Origin of the sequence: Actinacidiphila polyblastidii, assembly GCF_036353415.1 — a bacterium.
GTDB classification, from domain to species: Bacteria; Actinomycetota; Actinomycetes; order Streptomycetales; family Streptomycetaceae; genus Actinacidiphila; species Actinacidiphila polyblastidii.
In genome coordinates this window covers 1-21768 of record NZ_JAZEWV010000026.1, presented here as the reverse complement: position 1 = coordinate 21768, position 21768 = coordinate 1, and the positions used below count along the sequence as shown (strand labels likewise).

Annotated in this window: 20 protein-coding genes; 14 read left to right on the top strand and 6 right to left on the bottom strand. The window is 73.0% G+C overall.

What is annotated here, in order from left to right:
- Positions 1 to 21: 21 nt before the first annotated feature.
- The 4 genes from V2S66_RS24955 to V2S66_RS24940 form a co-directional block, all read right to left on the bottom strand.
- Positions 22 to 1425, bottom strand: a complete 1404-nt coding sequence (locus V2S66_RS24955; protein ID WP_330798610.1) for a glutamate decarboxylase — start codon at positions 1423 to 1425, stop codon at positions 22 to 24.
- Positions 1426 to 1515: 90 nt separating this feature from the next.
- Complete coding sequence (gene leuE, locus V2S66_RS24950; protein ID WP_330798608.1) at positions 1516 to 2178, bottom strand: leucine efflux protein LeuE; 663 nt, start codon at positions 2176 to 2178, stop codon at positions 1516 to 1518.
- Between the two features lie 91 nt (positions 2179 to 2269).
- Positions 2270 to 2644 carry a YbjQ family protein gene (locus V2S66_RS24945; RefSeq protein ID WP_330798606.1) on the bottom strand — a complete coding sequence of 125 codons (375 nt, stop codon included), beginning with the start codon at positions 2642 to 2644 and terminating at the stop codon, positions 2270 to 2272.
- A 62-nt stretch (positions 2645 to 2706) separates the two neighbouring features.
- Positions 2707 to 4113, bottom strand: a complete 1407-nt coding sequence (locus tag V2S66_RS24940) for an ABC transporter ATP-binding protein (RefSeq protein WP_330798604.1) — start codon at positions 4111 to 4113, stop codon at positions 2707 to 2709.
- A 191-nt stretch (positions 4114 to 4304) separates the two neighbouring features.
- Here V2S66_RS24940 and V2S66_RS24935 point away from each other — a divergent pair, with 191 nt between their 5' ends.
- Both V2S66_RS24935 and V2S66_RS24930 read left to right on the top strand, forming a co-directional pair.
- The gene (locus tag V2S66_RS24935) at positions 4305 to 5069 is read left to right on the top strand and encodes a DedA family protein (RefSeq protein WP_330798603.1); all 765 of its coding nucleotides are present in this window, start codon (positions 4305 to 4307) and stop codon (positions 5067 to 5069) included.
- A 4-nt stretch (positions 5070 to 5073) separates the two neighbouring features.
- Complete coding sequence (locus V2S66_RS24930) at positions 5074 to 6594, top strand: threonine/serine exporter family protein (protein WP_330798602.1); 1521 nt, start codon at positions 5074 to 5076, stop codon at positions 6592 to 6594.
- Between the two features lie 531 nt (positions 6595 to 7125).
- Here the strand turns inward: V2S66_RS24930 and V2S66_RS24925 are convergent.
- Positions 7126 to 7620: an inorganic diphosphatase gene (locus V2S66_RS24925; RefSeq protein WP_330798601.1), complete on the bottom strand. Its 495-nt coding sequence runs from the start codon at positions 7618 to 7620 to the stop codon at positions 7126 to 7128.
- 57 nt (positions 7621 to 7677) lie between these two features.
- Here V2S66_RS24925 and dacB point away from each other — a divergent pair, with 57 nt between their 5' ends.
- The 6 genes from dacB (at position 7678) to folE (ending at position 15129) form a co-directional block, all read left to right on the top strand.
- Positions 7678 to 9087, top strand: coding sequence for a D-alanyl-D-alanine carboxypeptidase/D-alanyl-D-alanine endopeptidase (gene dacB / locus V2S66_RS24920; RefSeq protein WP_330798600.1), 1410 nt, complete (start codon positions 7678 to 7680; stop codon positions 9085 to 9087).
- A 71-nt stretch (positions 9088 to 9158) separates the two neighbouring features.
- On the top strand, positions 9159 to 10322 hold the full coding sequence (locus V2S66_RS24915) for a zinc-dependent metalloprotease (protein WP_330798599.1): 1164 nt from the start codon (positions 9159 to 9161) through the stop codon (positions 10320 to 10322).
- 160 nt (positions 10323 to 10482) lie between these two features.
- Positions 10483 to 11478, top strand: coding sequence for a tRNA lysidine(34) synthetase TilS (tilS, locus tag V2S66_RS24910; protein ID WP_330798598.1), 996 nt, complete (start codon positions 10483 to 10485; stop codon positions 11476 to 11478).
- 28 nt (positions 11479 to 11506) lie between these two features.
- Complete coding sequence (gene hpt, locus V2S66_RS24905) at positions 11507 to 12061, top strand: hypoxanthine phosphoribosyltransferase (protein WP_330798597.1); 555 nt, start codon at positions 11507 to 11509, stop codon at positions 12059 to 12061.
- 234 nt (positions 12062 to 12295) lie between these two features.
- Positions 12296 to 14341, top strand: a complete 2046-nt coding sequence (gene ftsH, locus V2S66_RS24900; protein ID WP_330798596.1) for an ATP-dependent zinc metalloprotease FtsH — start codon at positions 12296 to 12298, stop codon at positions 14339 to 14341.
- Between the two features lie 179 nt (positions 14342 to 14520).
- Positions 14521 to 15129 (top strand): GTP cyclohydrolase I FolE, encoded by a 609-nt coding sequence (folE, locus tag V2S66_RS24895; RefSeq protein ID WP_330798594.1) that lies wholly within the window; start codon positions 14521 to 14523, stop codon positions 15127 to 15129.
- 19 nt (positions 15130 to 15148) lie between these two features.
- Here folE and V2S66_RS24890 read toward each other — a convergent pair whose 3' ends face one another.
- Complete coding sequence (locus V2S66_RS24890; RefSeq protein WP_330798592.1) at positions 15149 to 16414, bottom strand: alpha/beta hydrolase; 1266 nt, start codon at positions 16412 to 16414, stop codon at positions 15149 to 15151.
- Between the two features lie 212 nt (positions 16415 to 16626).
- Between V2S66_RS24890 and V2S66_RS24885 the strand changes: the two genes are divergently transcribed.
- From V2S66_RS24885 to V2S66_RS24860, 6 genes are all read left to right on the top strand, one after another.
- Complete coding sequence (locus tag V2S66_RS24885) at positions 16627 to 18486, top strand: phosphatidylglycerol lysyltransferase domain-containing protein (RefSeq protein WP_330798590.1); 1860 nt, start codon at positions 16627 to 16629, stop codon at positions 18484 to 18486.
- Between the two features lie 106 nt (positions 18487 to 18592).
- The gene (gene folP, locus V2S66_RS24880; RefSeq protein ID WP_330798588.1) at positions 18593 to 19522 is read left to right on the top strand and encodes a dihydropteroate synthase; all 930 of its coding nucleotides are present in this window, start codon (positions 18593 to 18595) and stop codon (positions 19520 to 19522) included.
- Positions 19519 to 20034: a nuclear transport factor 2 family protein gene (locus tag V2S66_RS24875; RefSeq protein ID WP_330798586.1), complete on the top strand. Its 516-nt coding sequence runs from the start codon at positions 19519 to 19521 to the stop codon at positions 20032 to 20034. Before folP ends, V2S66_RS24875 begins: the two co-directional genes overlap by 4 nt.
- Positions 20035 to 20110: 76 nt before the next feature.
- Positions 20111 to 20470, top strand: a complete 360-nt coding sequence (folB, locus tag V2S66_RS24870; RefSeq protein WP_330798585.1) for a dihydroneopterin aldolase — start codon at positions 20111 to 20113, stop codon at positions 20468 to 20470.
- Positions 20471 to 20502: 32 nt separating this feature from the next.
- On the top strand, positions 20503 to 21111 hold the full coding sequence (gene folK, locus V2S66_RS24865; protein ID WP_330798713.1) for a 2-amino-4-hydroxy-6-hydroxymethyldihydropteridine diphosphokinase: 609 nt from the start codon (positions 20503 to 20505) through the stop codon (positions 21109 to 21111).
- Between the two features lie 65 nt (positions 21112 to 21176).
- Positions 21177 to 21647 (top strand): DUF3180 domain-containing protein, encoded by a 471-nt coding sequence (locus V2S66_RS24860; RefSeq protein WP_330798712.1) that lies wholly within the window; start codon positions 21177 to 21179, stop codon positions 21645 to 21647.
- The last annotated feature ends 121 nt before the right edge of the window (positions 21648 to 21768 follow it).

Here is a 21768-nt window from a genome sequence, read left to right as displayed (position 1 = left end):
CTGGTCCTTTCGTGCTGCGGCTCAGTGGTGGAACGCGGTCGCCACGCTCTCCGGGCGGTTCAGCGGGTGCGGCTGGCGGCGCAACTCGGCCAGCAGCCGGTCCAGATCGGCGGCCAGCAGGGCGGCCAGGTCGGAGGAGAAGCCGTTGCGGCACACGATCCGCAGCACCGCCAGGTCCTGCCGGTTCGCCGGATAGGTGTACGCGGGCACCAGCCAGCCGTGCTCGCGCAGCCGCCGCGACACGTCGAAGACGTCGAAGCTCTTCACGTCCGGCGCGGTCGTCACCGCGAAGACCGGCAACTGGTCGCCGCGGGTGATCAGCCGGAACTCGTCGTACCCCTCGAAGGTGCCGGCCAGCGACATCGCCACGTCCCGGCTGGACTGCTGCACCGCGCGGTAGCCCTCGAAGCCCAGCCGGACGAAGGTGTAGTACTGGGCGACGACCTGGGCGCCGGGGCGGGAGAAGTTCAGCGCGAAGGTCGGCATGTCGCCGCCGAGGTAGTTGACCCGGAAGACCAGCTCCTCCGGCAGCGCGTCGCTGTCGCGCCACAGCGCCCAGCCGACGCCCGGGTACACCAGGCCGTACTTGTGGCCCGAGGTGTTGATCGAGGCGACCCGCGGCAGCCGGAAGTCCCACACCAGGTCGGGGTCGAGGAACGGCGCGATCATGCCGCCCGAGGCGCCGTCGACGTGGACCGGGATGTGCACGCCGGTGCGCCGCTCGTAGTCGTCGAGCGCGGCGCAGATCTCCGCGACCGGCTCGTAGCTGCCGTCGAAGGTCGAGCCGAGGATCGCGACCACGCCGATGGTGTTCTCGTCGCACAGTTCGAGGGCGGCCTCGGCGTCCAGGTGCAGCCGGTCGGCGGTCATCGGCGCCAGCCGGGCCTCGACCTCCCAGAACGCGCAGAACTTCTCCCAGCACACCTGCACGTTCGCGCCCATCACCAGGTTCGGGCGGGCAGTCGCGGGATAGCCCGGGGTGCGCCGGGACCAGCGCCGCTTGAGCGCCATCCCGGCGAGCATGCACGCCTCCGAGGAGCCGGTGGTCGAACAGCCGACGACGGCGCTCGGATCGGGGGCGTTCCACAGGTCGGCGAGGATCGACACGCAGCGCCGCTCCAGCTCGGCCGTCCGCGGGTACTCGTCCTTGTCGATCATGTTCTTGTCGGCGCACTCCGCCATCAGGACGGCGGCCTGCGGTTCCATCCACGTGGTGACGAAGGTCGCCAGGTTCAGCCGCGAGTTGCCGTCCAGCATCAGCTCGTCGTGCACCAGCTGGTACGCCGCCAGGGGCGTCATCGGGCCCTGCGCGAGCCGGTGCTTGGGCGGCGCGGTCTGCATCCCGCCGATCGGGTCCGCGGCGACTCCGTAGAACGGGTTCACCGCGACGTCGTGCGGTACGCCCGAACCCTTGTGCAGCGACATGCGAAGCCCTTCGGACGGTGACGATCCGGCAGTCGTGCGACGCAGCCGACGATACGTCCGCCCGCCGCGGTCCGCAGGGCGACGGCGGCGTCAGGAACCCGCGGACGCCAGGGAGAGCTTGGCGGCGAAGCCGAGGAAGAGCGCCCCGGCGCCGGCCGAGAGCGCGGCGGCCAGCCGCCGCCTGCGCCGGAACGTCGCGGCCAGGTAGCTGCCGGCGAATATCAGGATCGACAGGTACGTCACCGAGAAGAGCTGCGCCCAGGCGCCGAGGACCACGAAGGACAGCGCCGGATGGGCGTAGTCCGGGTCGACGAACTGCACGAAGAAGGCGATGAAGAACAGGATCGCCTTCGGGTTCACCAGGCTCACGACCAGGGCCCGCCGGTAGGGGCGCTCGGCCTGCTCCACCGGCGCCGGCGCGTCCATCACGTCGGCCCGGCGCGCCGCACGCTCCCGCCACATCCGCCGCGCCCCGCGCAGCATCCCGGCCGCGAGCCAGGTCAGGTACCCGGCGCCGGCGAACTTCACCACGTCGAAGGCCACCGGGCTGGCCTTCAGCAGCGACGCGACGCCGCCCGCGGACAGCGTCATGAGCACGGTGTCCCCGCACACCACACCCGCGGCCGCGCGGTACGCGGTCCGCGGCCCGCGCCGCGCGGCGACCGAGACCACGTAGAGCGAGTTCGGTCCTGGCAGCAGGATGATCAGCGCCAGGCCGGCGAGGTAGGTCGGCAGATTCGTTGTCCCCAGCATCGGACAAGTGTGCCATCGCGGACGGGCCCGGCCCCGGAGTTATCCACAGGCTGTGGCCGCGCCCGATGCCCGCCCGATGCCCGCCCGGGCCTCAGCCGGCGTCGGTGCGGGCCAGCACCACCGCGGTGCCGTAGGCGCACACCTCGGTGCCGACGTCCGCTGCCTCGCTGACGTCGAAGCGCATCATCAGCACGCCGTTCGCACCGCGCGCCCTCGCCTGGTCGACCAGCCGCGCCATCGCCTGGTTGCGGGTCTCCACCAGCGTCTTGGTCAGCCCCTTCAGCTCGCCGCCGACCATCGACTTCAGGCCCGCGCCGATCTGGCTGCCCAGGTGCCGGGAGCGCACGGTCAGCCCGAACACCTCGCCGATCACGCGCTCCACCCGGAAGCCCGGGGCGTCGTTCGTGGTCACGACGAGGAAGTCGGAGTCCTGGGTCTGGCCGCCGCCGTAGTCTTCGATGCTCATGACGGCAGCCTTCCCGCTGCGCCGGCGGTACGCACCCGCGGTTGCGCCACCGGGCGCGGGGCTCACTCCAGGCGCGGCTGCTGCGCCGGCGCCGGGCAGATCCGGTTGCCGTCGCGGTCGAAGACGTACAGGTGCGCCAGGTCGACCAGCAGCGGCACCCGGTCGCCGCGCCTGACCCGGATGTCGGGGCCGGTGCGGACCACCAGGTCGCCGGTCTGCGTCTCGGGTGCCGCGGCCGGCCGGTCGATCACCGAAACCGGCGAACTCCCGGGCGCGTGGCTGGGCTTGGGCGGCAGCCCGGACCCCGAGGGACCGGACCCGTCGCGCTCCAGCACCGACGCCTGGATGCGCCGCGCCGCCTTCTGCGCGAGCTTGCCCAGGCCGCCGGCCCCGCTCGCCGCCCGCCGGCTGCCGCCGCGCGCGCCGGGCCCGCTGGGCCGCGGCGCCTCCAGCTCGGGCACCACCGCGGGCCGCGACCCGGTGTTGAGGTGCACCAGCGACTCGTGGCCCTGGTACTCCACGTGCTCCACGATCCCGCTGATCACCACCTCGCCGGAGTGCGCCTGGCTGGGCTGGGCGATCCGCACCGCCTCCGAGCGCAGGCCGACGATGATCGGCCGGCCCTGCTGGATGCGCAGCATCTGGTGGTCGAAGTTGAGCGGCTCCGGCAGTCCCAGCCGCTGGCGACCGAAATCGATCCACATCCCTCCGCTGAGTGGAGCGATCACGGTGGCCTGCAGCAGGTTGATCCTCGGGGTGCCGACGAAGGCCGCGACGAAGACGTTCTCCGGCAGGTGGTACGCGTCGCGCGGCGGGCTGACCTGCTGCAGCACGCCGCTGCGCATGATCGCCACCCGGTCGCCGAGCGACATCGCCTCGGCCTGGTCGTGCGTCACGTAGACGGTCGTCACGCCCATGCCGTGGGTGAGCCGGGCGATCTCGGCGCGCAGATGGGCGCGGAGCTTGGCGTCCAGGTTGGACAGCGGCTCGTCCATCAGGAAGACCGAGGGGTGCCGGGAGATCGCGCGGCCCATCGCGACGCGCTGCCGCTCGCCGCCGGACAGCTGCCCGGGGTAGCGGTCCAGGATCTCCTCGATGCCGAGGATGCGGGCGGTCTCGTCGACCCGCGGGCCGTGCTCCTCGCCGGGCATCTCGAAGCGCAGCGGGAAGCCGATGTTCTCCCGGCTGGTCATGCTGGGGTAGAGGGCGAAGTTCTGGAAGACCATCGCCATCCGGCGGTCGCCGGGGGCCAGGTCGTTGGAGTATTCGCCGTCCAGCAGCAGTTCGCCGGTGGTGATGTCCTCCAGACCGGCGATCATCCGGAGCACCGTGGACTTTCCGCAGCCGGACGGACCCAGGAGCACGAGGAACTCTCCGGGGGTGATGTCGAGTGAGAACCGGTCCACGGCAGGGGACGGCTGCTTCGGGTAGTACTTGGACACTTCGTGCAAGGTGATGGCGCGAGTCATAACGGGAGCCGCCAAGTAATGGGACGCGGTGACGGGGCACGTGGGGGGGACTTGCGAGACAGGTTGTGACTTGTGAAACCTGTGAGACTTGCCTGGCTTGCCACAGAGCGCGGTGACGCTGCGCAGACCGTAGTGCACCAGTCGTAGGTTGCGGAACGTTTGTATCAACACTGGATTGATACTTTTGGACCGTGACGACCATCGCGCTGGGCCCGAGCTGGCTCGACCCCGATCATCTGATCAACACGTACGGCCTGTGGGGCGTGCTGCTGATCGTGTTCGCCGAGTCCGGACTGCTGATCGGCTTCTTCCTGCCCGGCGACTCGCTGCTGTTCACCACCGGCCTGCTGGTGGCGTCCGGCACGCTGCACCGGTCGCTGGCGCTGGTGGCCGTGCTCATCGCGTGCGCCGCCGTGCTCGGCCAGCAGGTCGGCTACCTGTTCGGGCGCAAGGTGGGCCCCTCGCTCTTCCGGCGCCCCGACTCCCGGCTGTTCAAGATGGAGAACATCGAGAAGGCGCACGGCTTCTTCGAGCACCACGGCCCCAAGGCCATCGTGATGGCGTGCTTCGTGCCGATCGTGCGGACCTTCACCCCGATCGTGGCCGGCGTCAGCCGGATGAACTACCGCACCTTCGCCACCTTCAACGTCGTCGGCGGCACCCTGTGGGGCGCCGGCGTCACCCTGCTCGGCTACTGGCTCGGCCAGATCGCGGTGGTCCGCGACAACATCGAGGCCATGCTGGTGCTCGTGGTGCTGATCTCCGTGGTGCCGATCGGCTTCGAGTACCTGCGCTCGCGCCGCAAGGCGAAGGCCGCCGGGCCCGCCGCGGTGCCCGGCGGCGCCCCCCGCTCCGTCCCCGGCGACCCGGCCGCGGGCTCCGGCGTGCCGGCCGGCTCCGAGCCCCTCACGGCGCCCCGCGGCACCGGCGGCCGGCACCGCGCGCAGAAGCGCTGACGTCTTGAGCGGCGAGCAGGACGCGGCGCCCGGCGCGCCGCAGGAGCCCGAGCGGCGGCCCACCGCAGGTCAGAGCGGCGGCCCCGCGTACTCCGCGTTCACGCCGCCCGAGGGCATCCCGGTGGTGGTGCTGCCGCCCGAGGGCGCGCTGTGGCAGGACCGGATGCGGGCGATGATCCGGCTGCCCGCGACCGAGCGGCCCGCGCCCGCGCCCGGCGGCGGCGCCGCGCCGACCGTCTCGCTGCCGCGCGTCCTGGACCTGACGCTGCGCATCGGCGAACTGCTGCTGGCCGGCGGCGAGGGCGCCGAGGACGTCGAGGCGGCGATGTTCGGCGTCGCCTTCGCGTACGGGCTGGCGCGGGTCGAGCCGACCGTCACCTTCACCCTGCTCGGCATCTCCCACCAGCCCGCGCTGACCGAGCCGCCCGTCACCATGAGCCGCACGGTGCGCCGCCGCGGCACCGACTACACCCGGCTGGCCGCGGTCTTCCACCTGGTGGACGGCATCACCGCGCACGAGGTCACGCTGGAGGACGCGTACCGGCGGCTGGCGGACATCCGGCGCAACCGGCACCCGTACGGCAGCTGGGTGCTCACCGGCGCCTCCGGGCTGCTCGCCGGCGCGGCGAGCATGCTCGTCGGCGGCAGCCCGATCATCTTCGTCGCGGCCGGCTTGGCCGCGATGCTCGGCGACCGGCTGGCCTGGCTGCTCGCCGGGCGCGGGCTGCCGGAGTTCTACCAGTTCGCGGCGGCGGCGATGCCCGCGGCCACCATGGGCGTGCTGGTGGACCGCTACGCGCACTGGATCCCCGGCGCCAGCGGTGTCCAGTCCTCCGCGGTGATCACCGGTGGGCTGTTCGCGCTGCTGCCCGGCCGCGCGCTCGTCGCCGCCGTCCAGGACGGCCTGACCGGCTTCTACATCACCGCGTCGGCCCGCCTGCTCGAAGTGATCTACCTGGTGGTCGGCATCGTCGTCGGCGTCACCCTGGTGCTCTACGCCGGCGTGACCCTCGGCGCCGACCTCAACCCGGGGCAGGCGCTGCGCGCGTACGACCACCCCTGGGTGCAGGTGCTCGCCGCGATGCTGCTGACGCTGGCGTTCGCGGTGCTGCTGCAGTGCGAACGCGGGGTGCTGGTGCTCGCCACCGTCAACGGCGGCATCGCCTGGACGGTCTTCGGCGTCCTCCACCAGCAGGCCGGCGGCAACCAGGTCGCCGCCACGGCCGCCGCGGCCGGACTCGTCGGCCTCTTCGGCCAGCTGATGGCGCGGTACCGCTACGTGTCGGTGCTGCCGTACGTCACCGCGGCGATCGGGCCGCTGCTGCCGGGCTCCGCCACCTACTTCGGGCTGCTCGCCCTCACCCAGCACCACCCGGACCAGGCGCTCACCCAGCTCACCAAGGCCGCTGCGCTGGCCCTCGCGCTGGCCATCGGCGTCAACCTCGGCAACGAGATCGCCCGCCTGGCGCTGCGCACCCCACCCCCCACCCCGCGCCGCGCGGCGAAGCGCACCCGCGGCTTCTGACCCCCCCTTTCCCGGGGGGGCGGGGAACGGCGCGGCCAGCCGCGACGACGGCTGTACGTCGTCACCGGCCCGGAGGGGCAATTGCTGTCGCAGACCGGACCACCGGCCGGCGGCCGGTCGCCCGCGTCCCTGGCAGGGCGCAGCCCGGGGTTTTTCAGGGGCGCGGGGAACGGCGCGGCCAGCCGCCACGACGGCTGTACGTCGTCACCGGCCCGGAGGGGCAATTGCGGTCGCAGACCGGGCCACCGGCCGGCGGCCGGTCGCCCGCGTCCCTGGCAGGGCGCAGCCCGGGGTTTTTGCGGGGCGCGGGGAACGGCGCGGCCAGCCGCCGCGACGGCTGTACGTCGTCACCGGCCCGGAGGGGCGATTGCGGTCGCAGACCGGACCACCGGACGGCGGGTGGTTGCTCGCGCCCCTGGCGGGGCGCAAAGCCCACCGCGGTCCGGGCGCAGCCCGGGAGTCCAGCGCGATCCGGGCGGCAGCCCGGGGGGCTTGGCCGGGCGGACAGGGGGACGTCCGCCCGGCCAGGGCTCAGTGGCCGTCGCCGTGTTCCTTCAGGCGGCGGAACGACTCCTCGATCTCCGCCTCCGCGTCGGCCCGCCCGACCCAGTTCGCGCCCTCGACGGACTTCCCGGGCTCGAGGTCCTTGTAGACCTCGAAGAAGTGCTGGATCTCCAGCCGGTCGAACTCGCTGACGTGGTGGATGTCGCGCAGGTGCTCCACCCGCGGGTCCGACGCCGGCACGCACAGCACCTTGTCGTCGCCGCCGGCCTCGTCGGTCATCCGGAACATGCCGATCGCGCGGCACGTGATGAGGCACCCGGGGAACGTCGGCTCGTCCAGCAGGACCAGCGCGTCCAGCGGGTCGCCGTCCTGTCCGAGGGTGTTCTCGATGAAGCCGTAGTCGGCCGGGTAGCTGGTCGAGGTGAAGAGCCTGCGGTCCAGGCGGATACGACCGGTCTCGTGGTCCACCTCGTACTTGTTCCGCGAACCCTTCGGGATCTCGATCGTGACGTCGAACTCCAAGGCCCTACTCCTCCGTGATCAGCGCTCAGTGCGGGTGGTTAAGTGTCCCCCACGCAAATGGGTGGTCGCGAAAGGGGCTGGTCGGCGGTGCCGCTCGGCAGGACGTGGCAGGTCGTGGCGGGATCGGCGGCGATAGGTCTGGCGGTGGCTGCCGGGGCGGTGGCCGCCGCCGGGCCGTGGGAGTCAGGCCAGCGTACGGCGGAACGCGTCCACGCCGCCGCCCGGGACCGGGAGCGGCCCGCCGCCGCGCGCCCCGCGCCGGTGCGGCGCGCGGCCCCCGCGCCGCCGGCCGCGGTCCCGGTGCTCGCGCCGGCCGGCGCGGCATCCGCGCAGGACCCGGCGCTGTCCGGGACGCTGCGGACCCGCCTGGACCGGCTGCTGGCCGCCGGCGCGCTGGGCCCGGTGCGCACCGGCGCCGTGATCGATGTCACCACCGGGCGGCTGGTGTACGGGCGCGGCGCCGCCGACGCGAGCACCCCGGCGTCGGTCACCAAGCTGGCCACCGCGCTGGCCGCGCTCGGCACGCTGGGCCCGGAAGCCCGGCTGACCACCACCGTGGTGAGCACCGCGCCCGGCCGGATCGTGCTGGTCGGCGGCGGCGACCCGACGTTCGACCCGGCGGGGCTCGCCGACGACACCGCGGCGGCGCTGAAGGCGGCGGGCACCACGTCGGTGCGGCTGGCGTACGACGCGTCGTACTTCGCCGGGCCCGCCCTGCACCCGATGGGGCACGACGAGAACCTCGCGCCGGTCACCGGCCTGATGGTGCGCGAGGGACGGCTCGACGGCTCCTCCAGCGGCCCCGCGCCGCGCGCCTACGACCCCGCGTCGGCGGCCGCCGACGCCTTCGCCGCGCTGCTCGGCAAGCGCGGCGTCACCGTGCACGGCGCGCCGGCCGCCGGGTCGGGGCACGGCGGCACCCGGCTGGCGGCGCACCGCTCGGCGACCGTCGCCGACCTGGTGGAGCGGATGCTGACCACCAGCGACAACGACCTCGGCGAGGCGCTGGCCCGGCAGGCGGCCCGCGCGTCCGGCCGGCCGGCCACCTTCGCCGGCGGAGCCGCCGCCGTCCGCGCCGAGCTGGCCCGCTACGGGGTGCCGCTGGACGGCGCGGTGTTCACCGACGGCAGCGGGCTCTCGCACGCGGACCGGCTCGCGCCGCGCACGCTGGCCGGGGTGCTGGCGCAGGCGGCCGCCGCGTCCCACCCCGAACTGCGGCCGATCCTCACCGGGCTTCCGGTGGCGGCCTTCACCGGGACGCTGACGTCCCGCTTCCACGCGTCCGCGGGCGCCGGCCTGGTGCACGCCAAGACCGGCACGCTCACCGGCACCAACACCATCGCCGGCACCGTCCTGGCGCCCTCGGGGCGGCTGCTGGCCTTCTCCTTCATGAGCCAGGACGCCCCGTCCGCCGCCGGCGCCCAGGCCGCCCTGGACACCCTGGCCGCCGCCCTCACCACCGGGTAGAGCCGCGACCCCCGGCGGCAGAAGCCAGCCGAGGCGCCCCCAAAGCGGGACCGGCAACGTAACGTGAAGGCATGACGAGCATCAGTGGAAGCGAGATGGTCGACTGGAACCTCGCCGTGGCGACCGCTCAGCGGCTGACCCGGCCGGGGCCGGAGGTGAGCCGGGACGAGGCGCGCGCGATCGTCGCCGAACTGCGCGGCCACGCCCAGCAGTCGGAGACCCACGTCCGCGCGTTCACGCGGATGTACGGCGACGGGGAGAGCGAGGGCGCGCCGCACGGCACCCCGGTGCTGATCGTGGACCGCCCAGGCTGGGTCAAGGCGAACGTGGCGGGCTTCCGCGAGGTGCTGAAGCCGCTCCTCGGCAAGATGCAGGAGCGCAGGCCGGGCGGCGCCGGCGGGGCGGTGCTGGGCACCGTGGGCGGCAAGGTCACCGGCGTCGAGGTCGGGATGCTGCTGAGCTTCCTGTCCTCCCGGGTGCTCGGCCAGTACGAGACGTTCGCGCCGCCCAGCCGCGAGATGCCCGCGGGTCCGGTCAAGCCGGGGCCCGGCGAGGCGCGGGCCGGCCGGCTGCTGCTGGTCGCGCCGAACATCGTGCACGTCGAGCGGGAGCTGGACGTGCACCCGCACGACTTCCGGCTGTGGGTGTGCCTGCACGAGGAGACCCACCGCACCCAGTTCTCCGCGGTGCCCTGGCTGCGCGACCACATCGAGGGCGAGATCCAGGCGTTCCTCGGCGAGACCGACCTGGACGCCTCCACGGTGATCGAGCGCGTCCGGCAGGCCGTGCAGTCCTTCAGCGGCGGCGGCCAGGACGCGCAGGAGCAGGGCGACGACGGCCGCAGCCTGGTCGACCTGGTGCAGACGCCGTCGCAGCGGGAGATCCTGGCCCGGCTGACCGCCGTGATGTCGCTGCTGGAGGGCCACGCCGACTACGTGATGGACGGGGTCGGCCCGCAGGTCGTGCCGAGCGTCGCGGAGATCCGGGAGAAGTTCACCCAGCGCCGCGCCAGCGGCGCCGGCCGCCTCGACCAGGCGCTGCGCCGGCTGCTCGGCCTGGACGCCAAGCTGCGCCAGTACCGGGACGGCGAGCGGTTCGTGCGGGCCGTGGTCGACGAGACCGGGATGGACGGCTTCAACCGGGTGTGGACCTCGCCCAACACGCTGCCCACGAAGGCGGAGATCGCCAAACCGGCGGACTGGGTCGCCCGGGTGCACCGCCGCGCCGGTTCCTGACCCCCTCCCGCCTCCGGTTCACCCGTCCGAGGGACCGTAGCGGTGGGGTGGCGCGTGCGATGCTCGGGGAATGCCCGGACTTCTGTCACCATCTGAACACCCTGCGTCATTCCCCTTGCGCACAGCAGCTCCCCTCAGCCTCCCCAGGAGGGAACCGGACATGGGACCCCACCCCACGGTCGCGGCGATACGTCTGGCCGTCCGACGCGTCCTGCACGACGTGCTCACCGCGTCGACCGAACCCCACCCCCTGGTGCTCGCCGCGTGCAGCGGCGGCGCCGACTCGATGGCGCTGGCCGCCGCGCTCGCCTTCGAGGGACCCCGGCTCGGCGTGCGCGCCGGAGCAGTCACCGTCGACCACGGGCTGCAGGCCGGGTCGGCCGGCCGCGCCGAGGAGGTCGCCGCACGCCTGCGCGCCCTCGGCCTGGACCCGGTCGACGCCGTCGGCGTGACCGTGGGCCGCCAGGGCGGGCCCGAGGCCGCCGCCCGCGACGCGCGCTACGCCGCGTTGGACGCCACCGCGGAGCGCCGCGGCGCCGCCGCCGTGCTGCTCGGCCACACCCGCGACGACCAGGCCGAGACGGTGCTGCTGGCGCTGGCCCGCGGCTCCGGCACCCGGTCGCTGTCCGGCATGGCCGCGGTCTCCGGTGTCGGCGGCCGCTACCGCCGCCCCTTCCTGCTGCTCGACCGCGACACGGTCCGCCAGGGCTGCCTGGCCCAGGGCATCACCGTCTGGGAGGACCCGCACAACCACGACCCCGCGTACACCAGGTCCCGGGTCAGGCACGAGGCGCTGCCGGTGCTGGAGAAGTCGCTCGGCAAGGGCGTCGTCCAGGCGCTGGCCCGTACCGCCCAGCTGTCCAGGGACGACGCGGACGCCCTCGACCAGTGGGCGGCCGACGCCGAGCGCGACGCGCTCGGCGACGACGGCAGCCTCGACGCGGTGCGGCTGTACCCGCTGCCCGCCGCGGTCCGCCGCCGGGTGCTGCGGCGCGCGGCGGTCGCCGCCGGCTCGCCGCCCGGCTTCCTCTTCGCCCGGCACATCGAGGAGGTCGACCGCCTGGTCACGGGGTGGCGCGGGCAGAAGGCGCTCAACCTGCCGGGCGGCGTCACCGCCCGCAGGTCGGATGGCAGACTGTTCTTCTCGCCGTCGTAGAGCCGCAGACCTAGGGACGTACCGCGCAGTGAACGAGAACGACATGGGCGCCGACCTCGAGAAGGTGCTCATCTCCAAGGCAGAGATCGACGCGAAGCTGGTGCAGCTGGCCGCCGAGATCGACCGGGACTACGCGGGCAAGGACCTGCTGATCGTCGGTGTGCTCAAGGGCGCCGTCATGGTGATGGCCGATCTGGCCCGCGCCCTGTCCAGCCACGTGACGATGGACTGGATGGCGGTGTCCTCCTACGGCGCCGGCACCAAGTCCTCCGGCGTGGTCCGGATCCTGAAGGACCTCGACACCGACATCGCCGGCCGCGACGTGCTGATCGTCGAGGACATCATCGACTCCGGCCTGACGCTCTCCTGGCTGATCAGCAACCTCGGCTCGCGCGGCCCCGCCTCGCTGGAGGTGTGCACGCTGCTGCGCAAGCCCGAGGCGGCGAAGGTGCGGATCGATGTCAAATACACTGGCTTCGACATCCCCAACGAGTTCGTCGTCGGGTATGGCCTGGACTACGCCGAGAAGTACCGGAACCTCCCCTTCGTCGGGACCCTCGCGCCGCACGTGTACGGCGGCTGAGGACCCGCACCGCCCCTGTCGGCCCAACCCCGGGGAACCCGGATCGGTTTTCCGCCGTTGGAGCAGGGGAAAGCGGGATTGTTAACGGTCTGCGGCGACCTCGGGTGACAATGCTGAGGTACCGTCCGAAGGTCGGGTCAATACAGTCGGGTCAATACACCGGATGCACACGTCGCCGTACGGCGGCGGTGCCTCACTGTGGCAGGAGGGACGGGGCGTTCTCGCCCCGCATGGATGGACGTGAAGCGCTATTTCCGTGGGCCAGTGATGTGGATCGTGCTGGCTGTCCTCGCCGTGGTCGTGTTGATGCAGGTCGTCGGGTCCGGCGGCGGCTACAAGACGGTGGACACCGGCGCGGTACTGCACGCGATCAACACGAACCAGGCCAAATCAGCCGAGCTGACGACCGGGGACGACCAATCGGTCAAGGTCCAGCTCAAGGACGGCGTCAAGATCGAGGGCAGCGGCAAGGTCCGCGCCAGCTACATCGGCGACCAGGGCGCCGACATCGCGAACAGGCTGCAGCAGATCGTCGACGGCAAGGTCCCCGGGGTCCAGCTCCAGGACAAGTACACCGTCACGCAGTCCAAGCAGAACGCCTTCGTCGGCATCCTGCTCTCGCTGCTGCCGTTCGTCCTGATCGTCGTGGTCTTCCTCTTCCTGATGAACCAGATGCAGGGCGGCGGTTCGCGCGTCATGCAGTTCGGGAAGTCCAAGGCCAAGCTGATCACCAAGGACACCCCCAAGACGACGTTCGCCGACGTCGCGGGCTGTGACGAGGCCGTGGAGGAGCTCCAGGAGATCAAGGAGTTCCTGCAGGAGCCCGCCAAGTTCCAGGCGGTCGGCGCCAAGATCCCCAAGGGCGTGCTGCTGTACGGCCGTCCCGGCACCGGCAAGACCCTGCTCGCCAGGGCCGTGGCCGGCGAGGCGGGCGTGCCGTTCTACTCGATCTCCGGTTCCGACTTCGTCGAGATGTTCGTCGGCGTCGGCGCCTCCCGGGTGCGCGACCTCTTCGAGCAGGCCAAGGCGAACGCCCCGGCGATCGTCTTCGTCGACGAGATCGACGCCGTCGGCCGGCACCGCGGTGCGGGCCTCGGCGGCGGCCACGACGAGCGCGAGCAGACGCTGAACCAGCTGCTCGTCGAGATGGACGGCTTCGACGTGAAGGGCGGCGTCATCCTGATCGCCGCCACCAACCGGCCGGACATCCTCGACCCGGCGCTGCTGCGCCCGGGCCGCTTCGACCGGCAGATCGCGGTGGACCCGCCGGATCTGCAGGGCCGGCTGGAGATCCTCTCCGTGCACCAGAAGGGCAAGCCGATCGCGCCGGACGTCGACCTCAGGGCCGTCGCCCGCCGCACCCCCGGCTTCACCGGCGCCGACCTGAGCAACGTGCTCAACGAGGCCGCCCTGCTGACCGCGCGCGGCGACAAGAAGCTGATCGACAACAGCACGCTCGACGAGGCCATCGACCGCGTGGTCGCCGGTCCGCAGAAGCGCACCCGGATCATGTCGGACAAGGAGAAGAAGATCACCGCGTACCACGAGGGCGGACACGCCCTGGTCGCGGCGGCCTCTCCCAGCTCCGACCCGGTCCACAAGGTGACGATCCTCTCCCGCGGCCGTGCGCTGGGCTACACGATGGTGCTGCCCGACGAGGACAAGTACTCCACGACGCGCAACGAGATGCTCGACCAGCTCGCCTACATGATGGGCGGCCGGGCCGCGGAGGAGCTGGTCTTCCACGACCCGACCACCGGGGCCTCGAACGACATCGAGAAGGCCACCGCCACCGCTCGCGCCATGGTCACGCAGTACGGCATGACCGAGCGGCTCGGCGCGATCAAGTTCGGTTCGGACAACTCCGAGCCGTTCCTGGGCCGTGAGATGGGTCACCAGCGCGACTACTCCGAGGAGGTCGCCGGGCTGGTCGACGAGGAGGTCAAGAAGCTCATCGAGACGGCGCACAACGAGGCCTGGGAGATCCTGGTCGAGAACCGCGACGTCCTGGACAACCTCGTGCTGGCCCTGCTGGAGAAGGAGACGCTGAACAAGGAGGAGATCGCGCAGGTCTTCGCCCCGATCATCAAGCGTCCCGCCCGCCCCGCGTGGACCGGTTCCGCGCGGCGCACGCCCTCCACCCGGCCGCCGGTGCTGTCGCCGAAGGAGAAGGAGCTGGCGCTGACCAACGGCTCCCAGCCCGCCAACGGCAGCGGCCCGTCGGCCATCTCCACCACCAAGCCGGTGGAGCAGCCCGAGGAGGGTCCGGCCGAGAGCTGACCGCCCGGCACCACCGAGCGGCAGCGCGCAGTACCAGCAGCACCAGTAGTACCGGCAGCAAGGAATGCAGGTCGCGGCCCCAGGGTTCTCACCTTGGGGCCGCGGTCGTGCCGTCCGCGGTCCGCAGTTCCCGACCCGGCGGAGCGGCCCGAACGGCAGCACCACGAAACGAGGCAGCCATGACCGATCCTGTGACGCTCGACGGGCTGAGCACGCCCGGTGAGTTCGACGAGAAGCGGGCGGAAGCCGCGGTCCGCGAACTGCTGATCGCCGTCGGCGAGGACCCCGAGCGCGAAGGGCTGCGCGAGACCCCGGCCCGGGTGGCGCGCGCCTACCGGGAGATATTCGCCGGGCTGTGGCAGCGGCCTGAGGACGTCCTCACCACCACCTTCGACCTCGGTCACGACGAGATGGTGCTGGTGAAGGACATCGAGGTGATGTCCTCCTGCGAGCACCACCTGGTGCCGTTCGTCGGGGTCGCCCACGTCGGCTACATCCCGTCCAGCAACGGCAAGATCACCGGTCTGTCCAAGCTGGCCCGGCTGGTCGACGTCTACGCCCGCCGCCCCCAGGTGCAGGAGCGGCTCACCACGCAGATCGCCGACGCCCTGATGCGGATTCTCGAACCGCGCGGGGTGATCGTGGTCGTCGAGTGCGAGCACATGTGCATGACGATGCGCGGCGTGCGCAAGCCGGGCGCCAAGACCCTCACCTCGGCGGTCCGCGGCCAGCTGCGCGACCCCGCGACCCGCTCCGAGGCGATGAGCCTGATCATCGGCCGCGGCTGAGCGCCGGCGCCGCCGCCGGTCAGCGGGCCGGCCGCGGCCGGTCGGCGCCTATCGCGGTGAGCCCCGGGTGCGGCGCGGTCGCCCCGTGCGCCGGCGGCCGCCCGTGCGGGCCGGGGCGGTGCGCCCCGCCGTGCGGCCGCCCGTGCTGCGCCGCGGGGACCGTCACCGGATGTGCGTCCGGCACCAGGTGCGCCGCCAGCCACCGCATCGACGGCGGGATCTCCCGGGACCAGGTGGTGAAGTTGTGGCCGCCGCTCGGCAGGATGATCGAGGACACCTTCGTGGGGCCCTTGACCAGGCCGATGAAGTGCATCGTGGCCCGGTAGTTCTTCTCGCCGTGGCGGCTGCTGGTCACCAGCAGGTGCACCGGGGGCTGCGGCAGGTGCTGCAGCCGCCAGCCGAGGTTGTTGTGCTGCCGTACGGCCTTGCTGCCGCCGAACAGGTCGCCGGTCGTCGGGTCCTCGGGCGCCGCGTAGTCCGCGGACAGGCCGACGGCCGCCGCGTAGTCGTGCGGGTCCTCCAGGGCGAGCTTGAGCGCGCAGTAGCCGCCGGTGGAGTCGCCGATCATGCCCCAGCTGCCGGCGCCCGTGCCGATCCGGTAGTGGGCCAGCAGCCCGGCTCGCAGGTCCCTGGCGAAGAACGTCTCGGTCTGCGGCCCGCCGGGCACGTTCATGCACTCGGTGTCGCGCGGCGGCGCCACCGTGGGGCGCATCATCACCAGGATCATCGGCTGCGCCTGGTGCTTGCGGACCTGCTGCGCGGCGATCGTCGGGTACTTCATCCGCTTGTACAGCGCCTCGGCGATGCCCGGGTAGCCGGTCAGCACCACCGCGGCGGGGAAGACCCTGGTCGGCTCGCGGAAGTACTCCGGCGGCAGGTACACGTACGCCGAGGTGCTGATGCCGGAGACGCCGCCGGCCAGCGCGACCTTCTGGATCTGGCCGCCCAGGCGCGGCACCCCGCCGCCGGGGGCGCTGACGTCCAGCGTCCTCATCACCCTCAGCTGCCCGGACGCGCCGCCGAGCGCGTGGTCGACCACCACGCCCGGCGAGGTCTCCTGCCCGAACAGGTCGGCCCACGAGCCGTAGAAACCGAAGCTGTAGTTCGCGGCCAGGCCCAGCGCGGAGATCAGGGAGAGCTGGGTGGCCACGAGTATCCCGACCCTGCCGAGCACCGGGGTGACGCCTCTTCGGGACAGCCGTGGCCACAGCCAGACCGTCAGCACGAAGAACACCACCGCGAGGAGCGCGGCGAAGATCAGGACCTTCTTACTCGTGAGACCCATGTCGGCAGGTGTACTTTCCGTGTCGGCTCAAGTGCGCCCCACGGGGAAGGAACCCGGAGCCCCGGGTTCCCGTCCTAGAGGGCGCACATTATTCGTAACTGGAGCAGATTGCGGGCCATGTCCCGTGATTCCCGGTGATATTGGGGTTTGGTGACCCATGTCTGTTCAGATAGAGGGCGAAAGCCCGGCCCGGGTTCCGCAGGGGGTGTGTGATGTCCGCTGACCGCGCCGAACCGCGCCGCCGCCTCGGGCCGCTGCGCCCCTCCGCCGTTCCCCGGATCATGGGCACCGCTGCCGCTGTCATCGGTCTGCTCGACGTCGTCTCCGCGGTCTTCCCGGCCTTCCGCAACGGCCGGATGCACCACATGGCGGCGGTCTTCCCCGGCACCGTCAGCTCGCTGGCCGCCGCCACCTCGGTGGTCACCGGCATCCTGCTGCTGATGCTGGCGCACGCCCTCAAGCGCGGGAAGTCGCGCGCCTGGTGGGCGGCGGTGACGCTGATGCCGGTGGGCGCCGCGACCCAGCTGATCTACCGCCACTCGATCTTCGGCGCGGTGGTGTCCCTGGGGCTGCTGGGGCTGCTGGTGCGCTACCGCGGGGAGTTCACCGCGCTGTCCGACCCGCGCACCCGCTGGCGGGCGGCGGCCAACTTCGTCGGCCTGAGCACCTTCGCCTTCGCCCTCGGCCTGGTCATCACCAGCGCCCACCCGTCGTCCGAGCGCGGCGCGCCCGGCTTCGCGGACCGCTGCGAGCACGTGCTGTGGGGCCTGTTCGGCTTCGAGGGCCCGGTGGAGTACACCAGCGACCGGGTCAACGACATCGTCGCCTACTCGCTCGGCGGCCTCGGCCTGCTGATCGCCTGCTCCACCGTCTACCTGCTGCTGCGCCCGGCCCGGCCGGTCGCGGAGCTGGGCGAGGAGGACGAGCGGCGGCTGCGCGCGCTGCTGGAACGGCACGGCGCCCGCGACTCGCTCGGCCACTTCGCGCTGCGCCGCGACAAGTCGGTGGTCTTCTCGCCCAGCGGCAAGGCCGCGGTCTGCTACCGCGTGGTGTCCGGGGTGGCGCTGGCCGGCGGCGACCCGATCGGCGACGTCGAGGCGTGGCCCGGCGCGATCGAGCAGTTCATGGAGCTGGCCCGCGCGCACGCCTGGCTGCCCGCGGTGGTCGGGTGCAGTGAGACCGGCGGCGAGGTGTGGACCCGCGAGACCGGCCTGGACGCGCTGGAGCTGGGCGACGAGGCCATCGTGCAGACCGCCGACTTCACCCTCCAAGGCCGCGCGATGCGCAACGTCCGGCAGATGGTCAAGCGGATCGAGCGCTCCGGGTACGTGTGCCGGGTGCGCCGGGTGCGCGACCTCTCCGCGGACGAGAAGCAGGCCGTGCGGCTGGCCGCGGACGCCTGGCGCGGCACCGACACCGAGCGCGGCTTCTCCATGGCGCTCGGCCGGTTCGGCGAGGAGGCCGACGGCGACTGCGTGGTCGTCACCGCCCACAAGGAGCGCGAGCCGGGCGACCCTCACCCCGAACTCGGCGACCTGCGCGCGGTGCTGCACTTCGTGCCGTGGGGACGCGACGGCATGTCGCTGGAGCTGATGCGGCGTGACCGCTCGGCCGACCCCGGGCTGAACGAGCTGCTGATCGTCGCCGCCCTGCAGGAGGCCCCGGCGCTCGGGGTGGCCCGGGTCTCGCTGAACTTCGCGATGTTCCGCTCCGCGCTGGCCCGCGGCGAGCGGATCGGCGCGGGGCCGGTGCTGCGCGGCTGGCGCGGGCTGCTGGTGTTCCTGTCCCGCTGGTTCCAGATCGAGTCGCTGTACAAGTTCAACGCGAAGTTCCAGCCCGCGTGGGTGCCGCGGTTCCTGGTCTTCCCCAACTCCCGCGACCTGCCCCGGATCGGCTTCGCGATCATGCAGGCCGAGGGGTTCGTCACGCTGTCGCTGCCGCTGCCCGAACTGGTCCAGCGGTTCCTGCCCGGCCGCGCCAAGCGCCCGCCGCACGGCCGCCAGAGCGGCTACGCGGCCGGGGCCGCCGCGCCGGAGGAGGAAGGCCGCGGCAACCGCCACGCGGTGGCCTGAACACCCGCACGGGCCGCCGGGCCAGGACCCGGCGGCCGTGCGGTGCGGCCCCGGCGCCGCGCCGCCGCCGCACCCCCGTCCCGGCGTCGCCCCGTACGCTGGGCGCATGAGTACGTCACAGGGTCGGACCGGCCCCCTCGGGCTGCCGGAGTGGGACCGCTGCGCGGTCATGGGCGTGGTCAACGTCACGCCGGACTCGTTCTCCGACGGCGGGCAGTGGTTCGACCCGGAGCTGGCGGTCAAGCACGGGCTCGACCTCGTGGCGCAGGGCGCCGACCTGGTCGACGTCGGCGGCGAGTCGACCCGGCCGGGCGCCACCCGGGTCGACCCCGAGGAGGAGCTGCGCCGCGTGGTGCCCGTGGTCCGTGAACTGGCCGCGAGCGGCGTGCTGGTCAGCGTCGACACGATGCGCGCCGCCGTCGCCGAGCAGGCCCTCGCGGCCGGCGCCCGGCTCGTCAACGACGTCAGCGGCGGCCTGTCCGACCCGGCGATGATCCCGGTGGTGGCGGCCGCGGGGACGCCGTTCGTGGTCATGCACTGGCGCGGCCAGAGCATCGACATGAACAACCGGGCGGTCTACGGCGACGTGCTCGCCGAGGTGTTCGACGAGCTGCGCGCCGGCGTGGACCGGGCGGTGGCCGGCGGTGTCGACCCGGAACGGATCGTGGTCGACCCCGGGCTGGGCTTCGCCAAGAACGCCGACCACGACCTGGCGCTGCTCGCCCGGCTGGCGACGCTGCGCGAGCTGGGCCGCCCGGTGCTGGTCGCGGCCTCGCGCAAGCGGTTCCTCGGCCGGGTGCTGGCCGGCGCCGCCGGCGCCGCGCCGCCCGCCAGGGAACGGGACGCGGCCACCGCCGCCGTCACCGCGATCGCCGCCCGCGAGGGCGCCTGGGCGGTCCGCGTGCACGAGGTGCACGCCAGCGCCGACGCCGTGCGGGTGGCCCGCGCCATCGAAGCGGCCGGCGACACGGCCGGGCCGGCCGGCGACGGGACGGGCGAAACGTCCGGCGACGCGAACGGCGGGGCTGCCCGATGACCGCCCGCACCGCCGAGGCGCGCGCCGCGGAGCGCGCCAACCAGGCGTTCTACGACGCGATCGAGACCTCCGACCTGGACGCGCTGGAGAACGTCGTGCTGACCGGGCCGCTCGCCGAGTCCGTCACCGTCGTGCACCCGGGCTGGCCGGCGCTGCGCGGCCGCCGCGAGGTGATGCGCTCCTACGCGCTGATCATGGCCAACACCGAGTACATCCAGTTCTTCCTGACCGACGTGGAGGTCGCCGTCGACGGCGACACCGCCCTGGTCACCTGCACCGAGAACATCCTCACCGGCGGCCCCGCCGAGGAGGACGGCTCGGCCGGCTCGCTGGTCGGCGGCCTGGTGGTGGCCACCAACGTTTTCCGCCGCACCCACGACGGCTGGCGGATGTGGGCGCACCACGGCTCCCCGGTGCTCGCCGAGGACGACGACGAGGACGGCGAGGGACCCGAGGACGGCCCCGAGGGACCGGGCGGCACCGCGGTCGCGGACGGCGACCCGGACGAGTGACGTAGATTCTTCCCGCCGGGCCCGTACGCGTGACGGGACCCGTTGCCAGCAGTCGCATACCGGCGGGAGTGAAGTCGTGGATCGTGTCACGCTGCGCGGACTGAGCGTCCGCGGGCACCACGGGGTGTTCCAGCACGAGCGCGAGGACGGCCAGACGTTCGTGGTCGACCTGGTGCTGGGCCTGGACACCGCGGCCGCGGCGGCGGCGGACGACCTGGAGCTGACCGTGCACTACGGTGTGCTGGCCGAGCAGGTCGCGGCCGTCGTCTCCGGCGAGCCGGTCAACCTCATCGAGACCCTCGCCCAGCGCATCGCGGACACCTGTCTTGGGCATCAGGCGGTGGAAGAGGTGGAGGTGACCGTGCACAAGCCGGACGCGCCGATCACCGTGCCCTTCGAGGACGTGACCGTCACCATCAGCCGGAGGCGCCCGTGACATCCCCCCAGCCGAGCCCGCACCGCGACCTGCTGCCCGACCCCCTGCTGCCGGGGCCCGACCCCACCGTGCAGCCCGTGCCGTCCGCGGTCACCGCGGCCGTCGACGCCGCCGACAGCACCCTGCAGAACCCCAGGACCGCGGTCGTCGCGCTCGGCAGCAACATGGGCAACCGGCTGGAGACGCTCCAGGGCGCCGTCGACGCCCTGGAGGACACCCCCGGAGTCCGGGTCAAGGCGGTCTCCCCGGTCTACGAGACCGACCCGTGGGGTGTGGCGCCCGGCAGCCAGGCCGACTACTTCAACGCCGTCGTCGTGGTCCGCACCACACTGCCGCCCGAGTCGCTGCTGGAGCGCGGCCACGCCATCGAGGAGGCGTACCTGCGGGTGCGCACCGAGCGCTGGGGCCCGCGCACCATCGACGTCGACATCGTGGCGTACGAGGGCACGGTCCGCGACGACCCCCGGCTGACCCTCCCGCATCCGCGCGCACACGAGCGCGCCTTCGTGCTCGTACCGTGGTACGACGTGGAGCCGGCCGCGGTGCTGCCCGGCCGCGGGCCCGTCGCCGAACTCGTCGAGACGGTCGGCCGCCAGGGTGTGCGGCCCCGGGCCGACGTGGAACTCCGGCTGCCGGAGTAATCGTTGAGAGCAGTCGGGAACCAGCGGTACGCGGAAACACGGCATTGGTGGAGGCGGGCAACTCGGTGAGGACGCTGCGGATCAGGACGCTGGCCGGACTCTTCGCGATCGCGTTGGTGATCGCGTGGTCGGCGGCGCGGCTGTGGGACACCGTCGGGACGCTGCCCCGGGTGCCGGTGGCCGCGCCCATCGTGCTCGCGGTGATCGCCGTCGCGCTCTTCGCCACCGCGCTGTCGCTGCGCGGGCGGTTGCGGGCCCAGCGCGAGCGGCGGCCCGGCGCCAAGGGCGTCGACCCGCTCGCCGCCGCCCGCGCGGTCGTCTTCGGCCAGGCCAGCGCGCTCGTCGGCGCGCTCGTCGTCGGGCTCTACGGCGGCGCCGGGCTCTACCTCGTGATGTACAAGCTGGACATGGAGCCCCGGCGCGAGCAGGCGATCTACGCCGGCCTCGCCGTCCTGGCCGGAGTCGCCGTCGTCGCCGCCGCCCTCTTCCTCGAACGCGTCTGCAAACTCCCCGAGGACGACGAGCAGAACCGCTGACGCGGAGTACCGCGCGTTCCGGGCGCGGCCCGGGGTTTTCGGCCGGGGCGAGGGCTGTGCGTCGTCACCGGCCCGGTGGGGCGGTTGCGGTCGCTGCCGGGCCACCGGCCGGTGGGTGGTT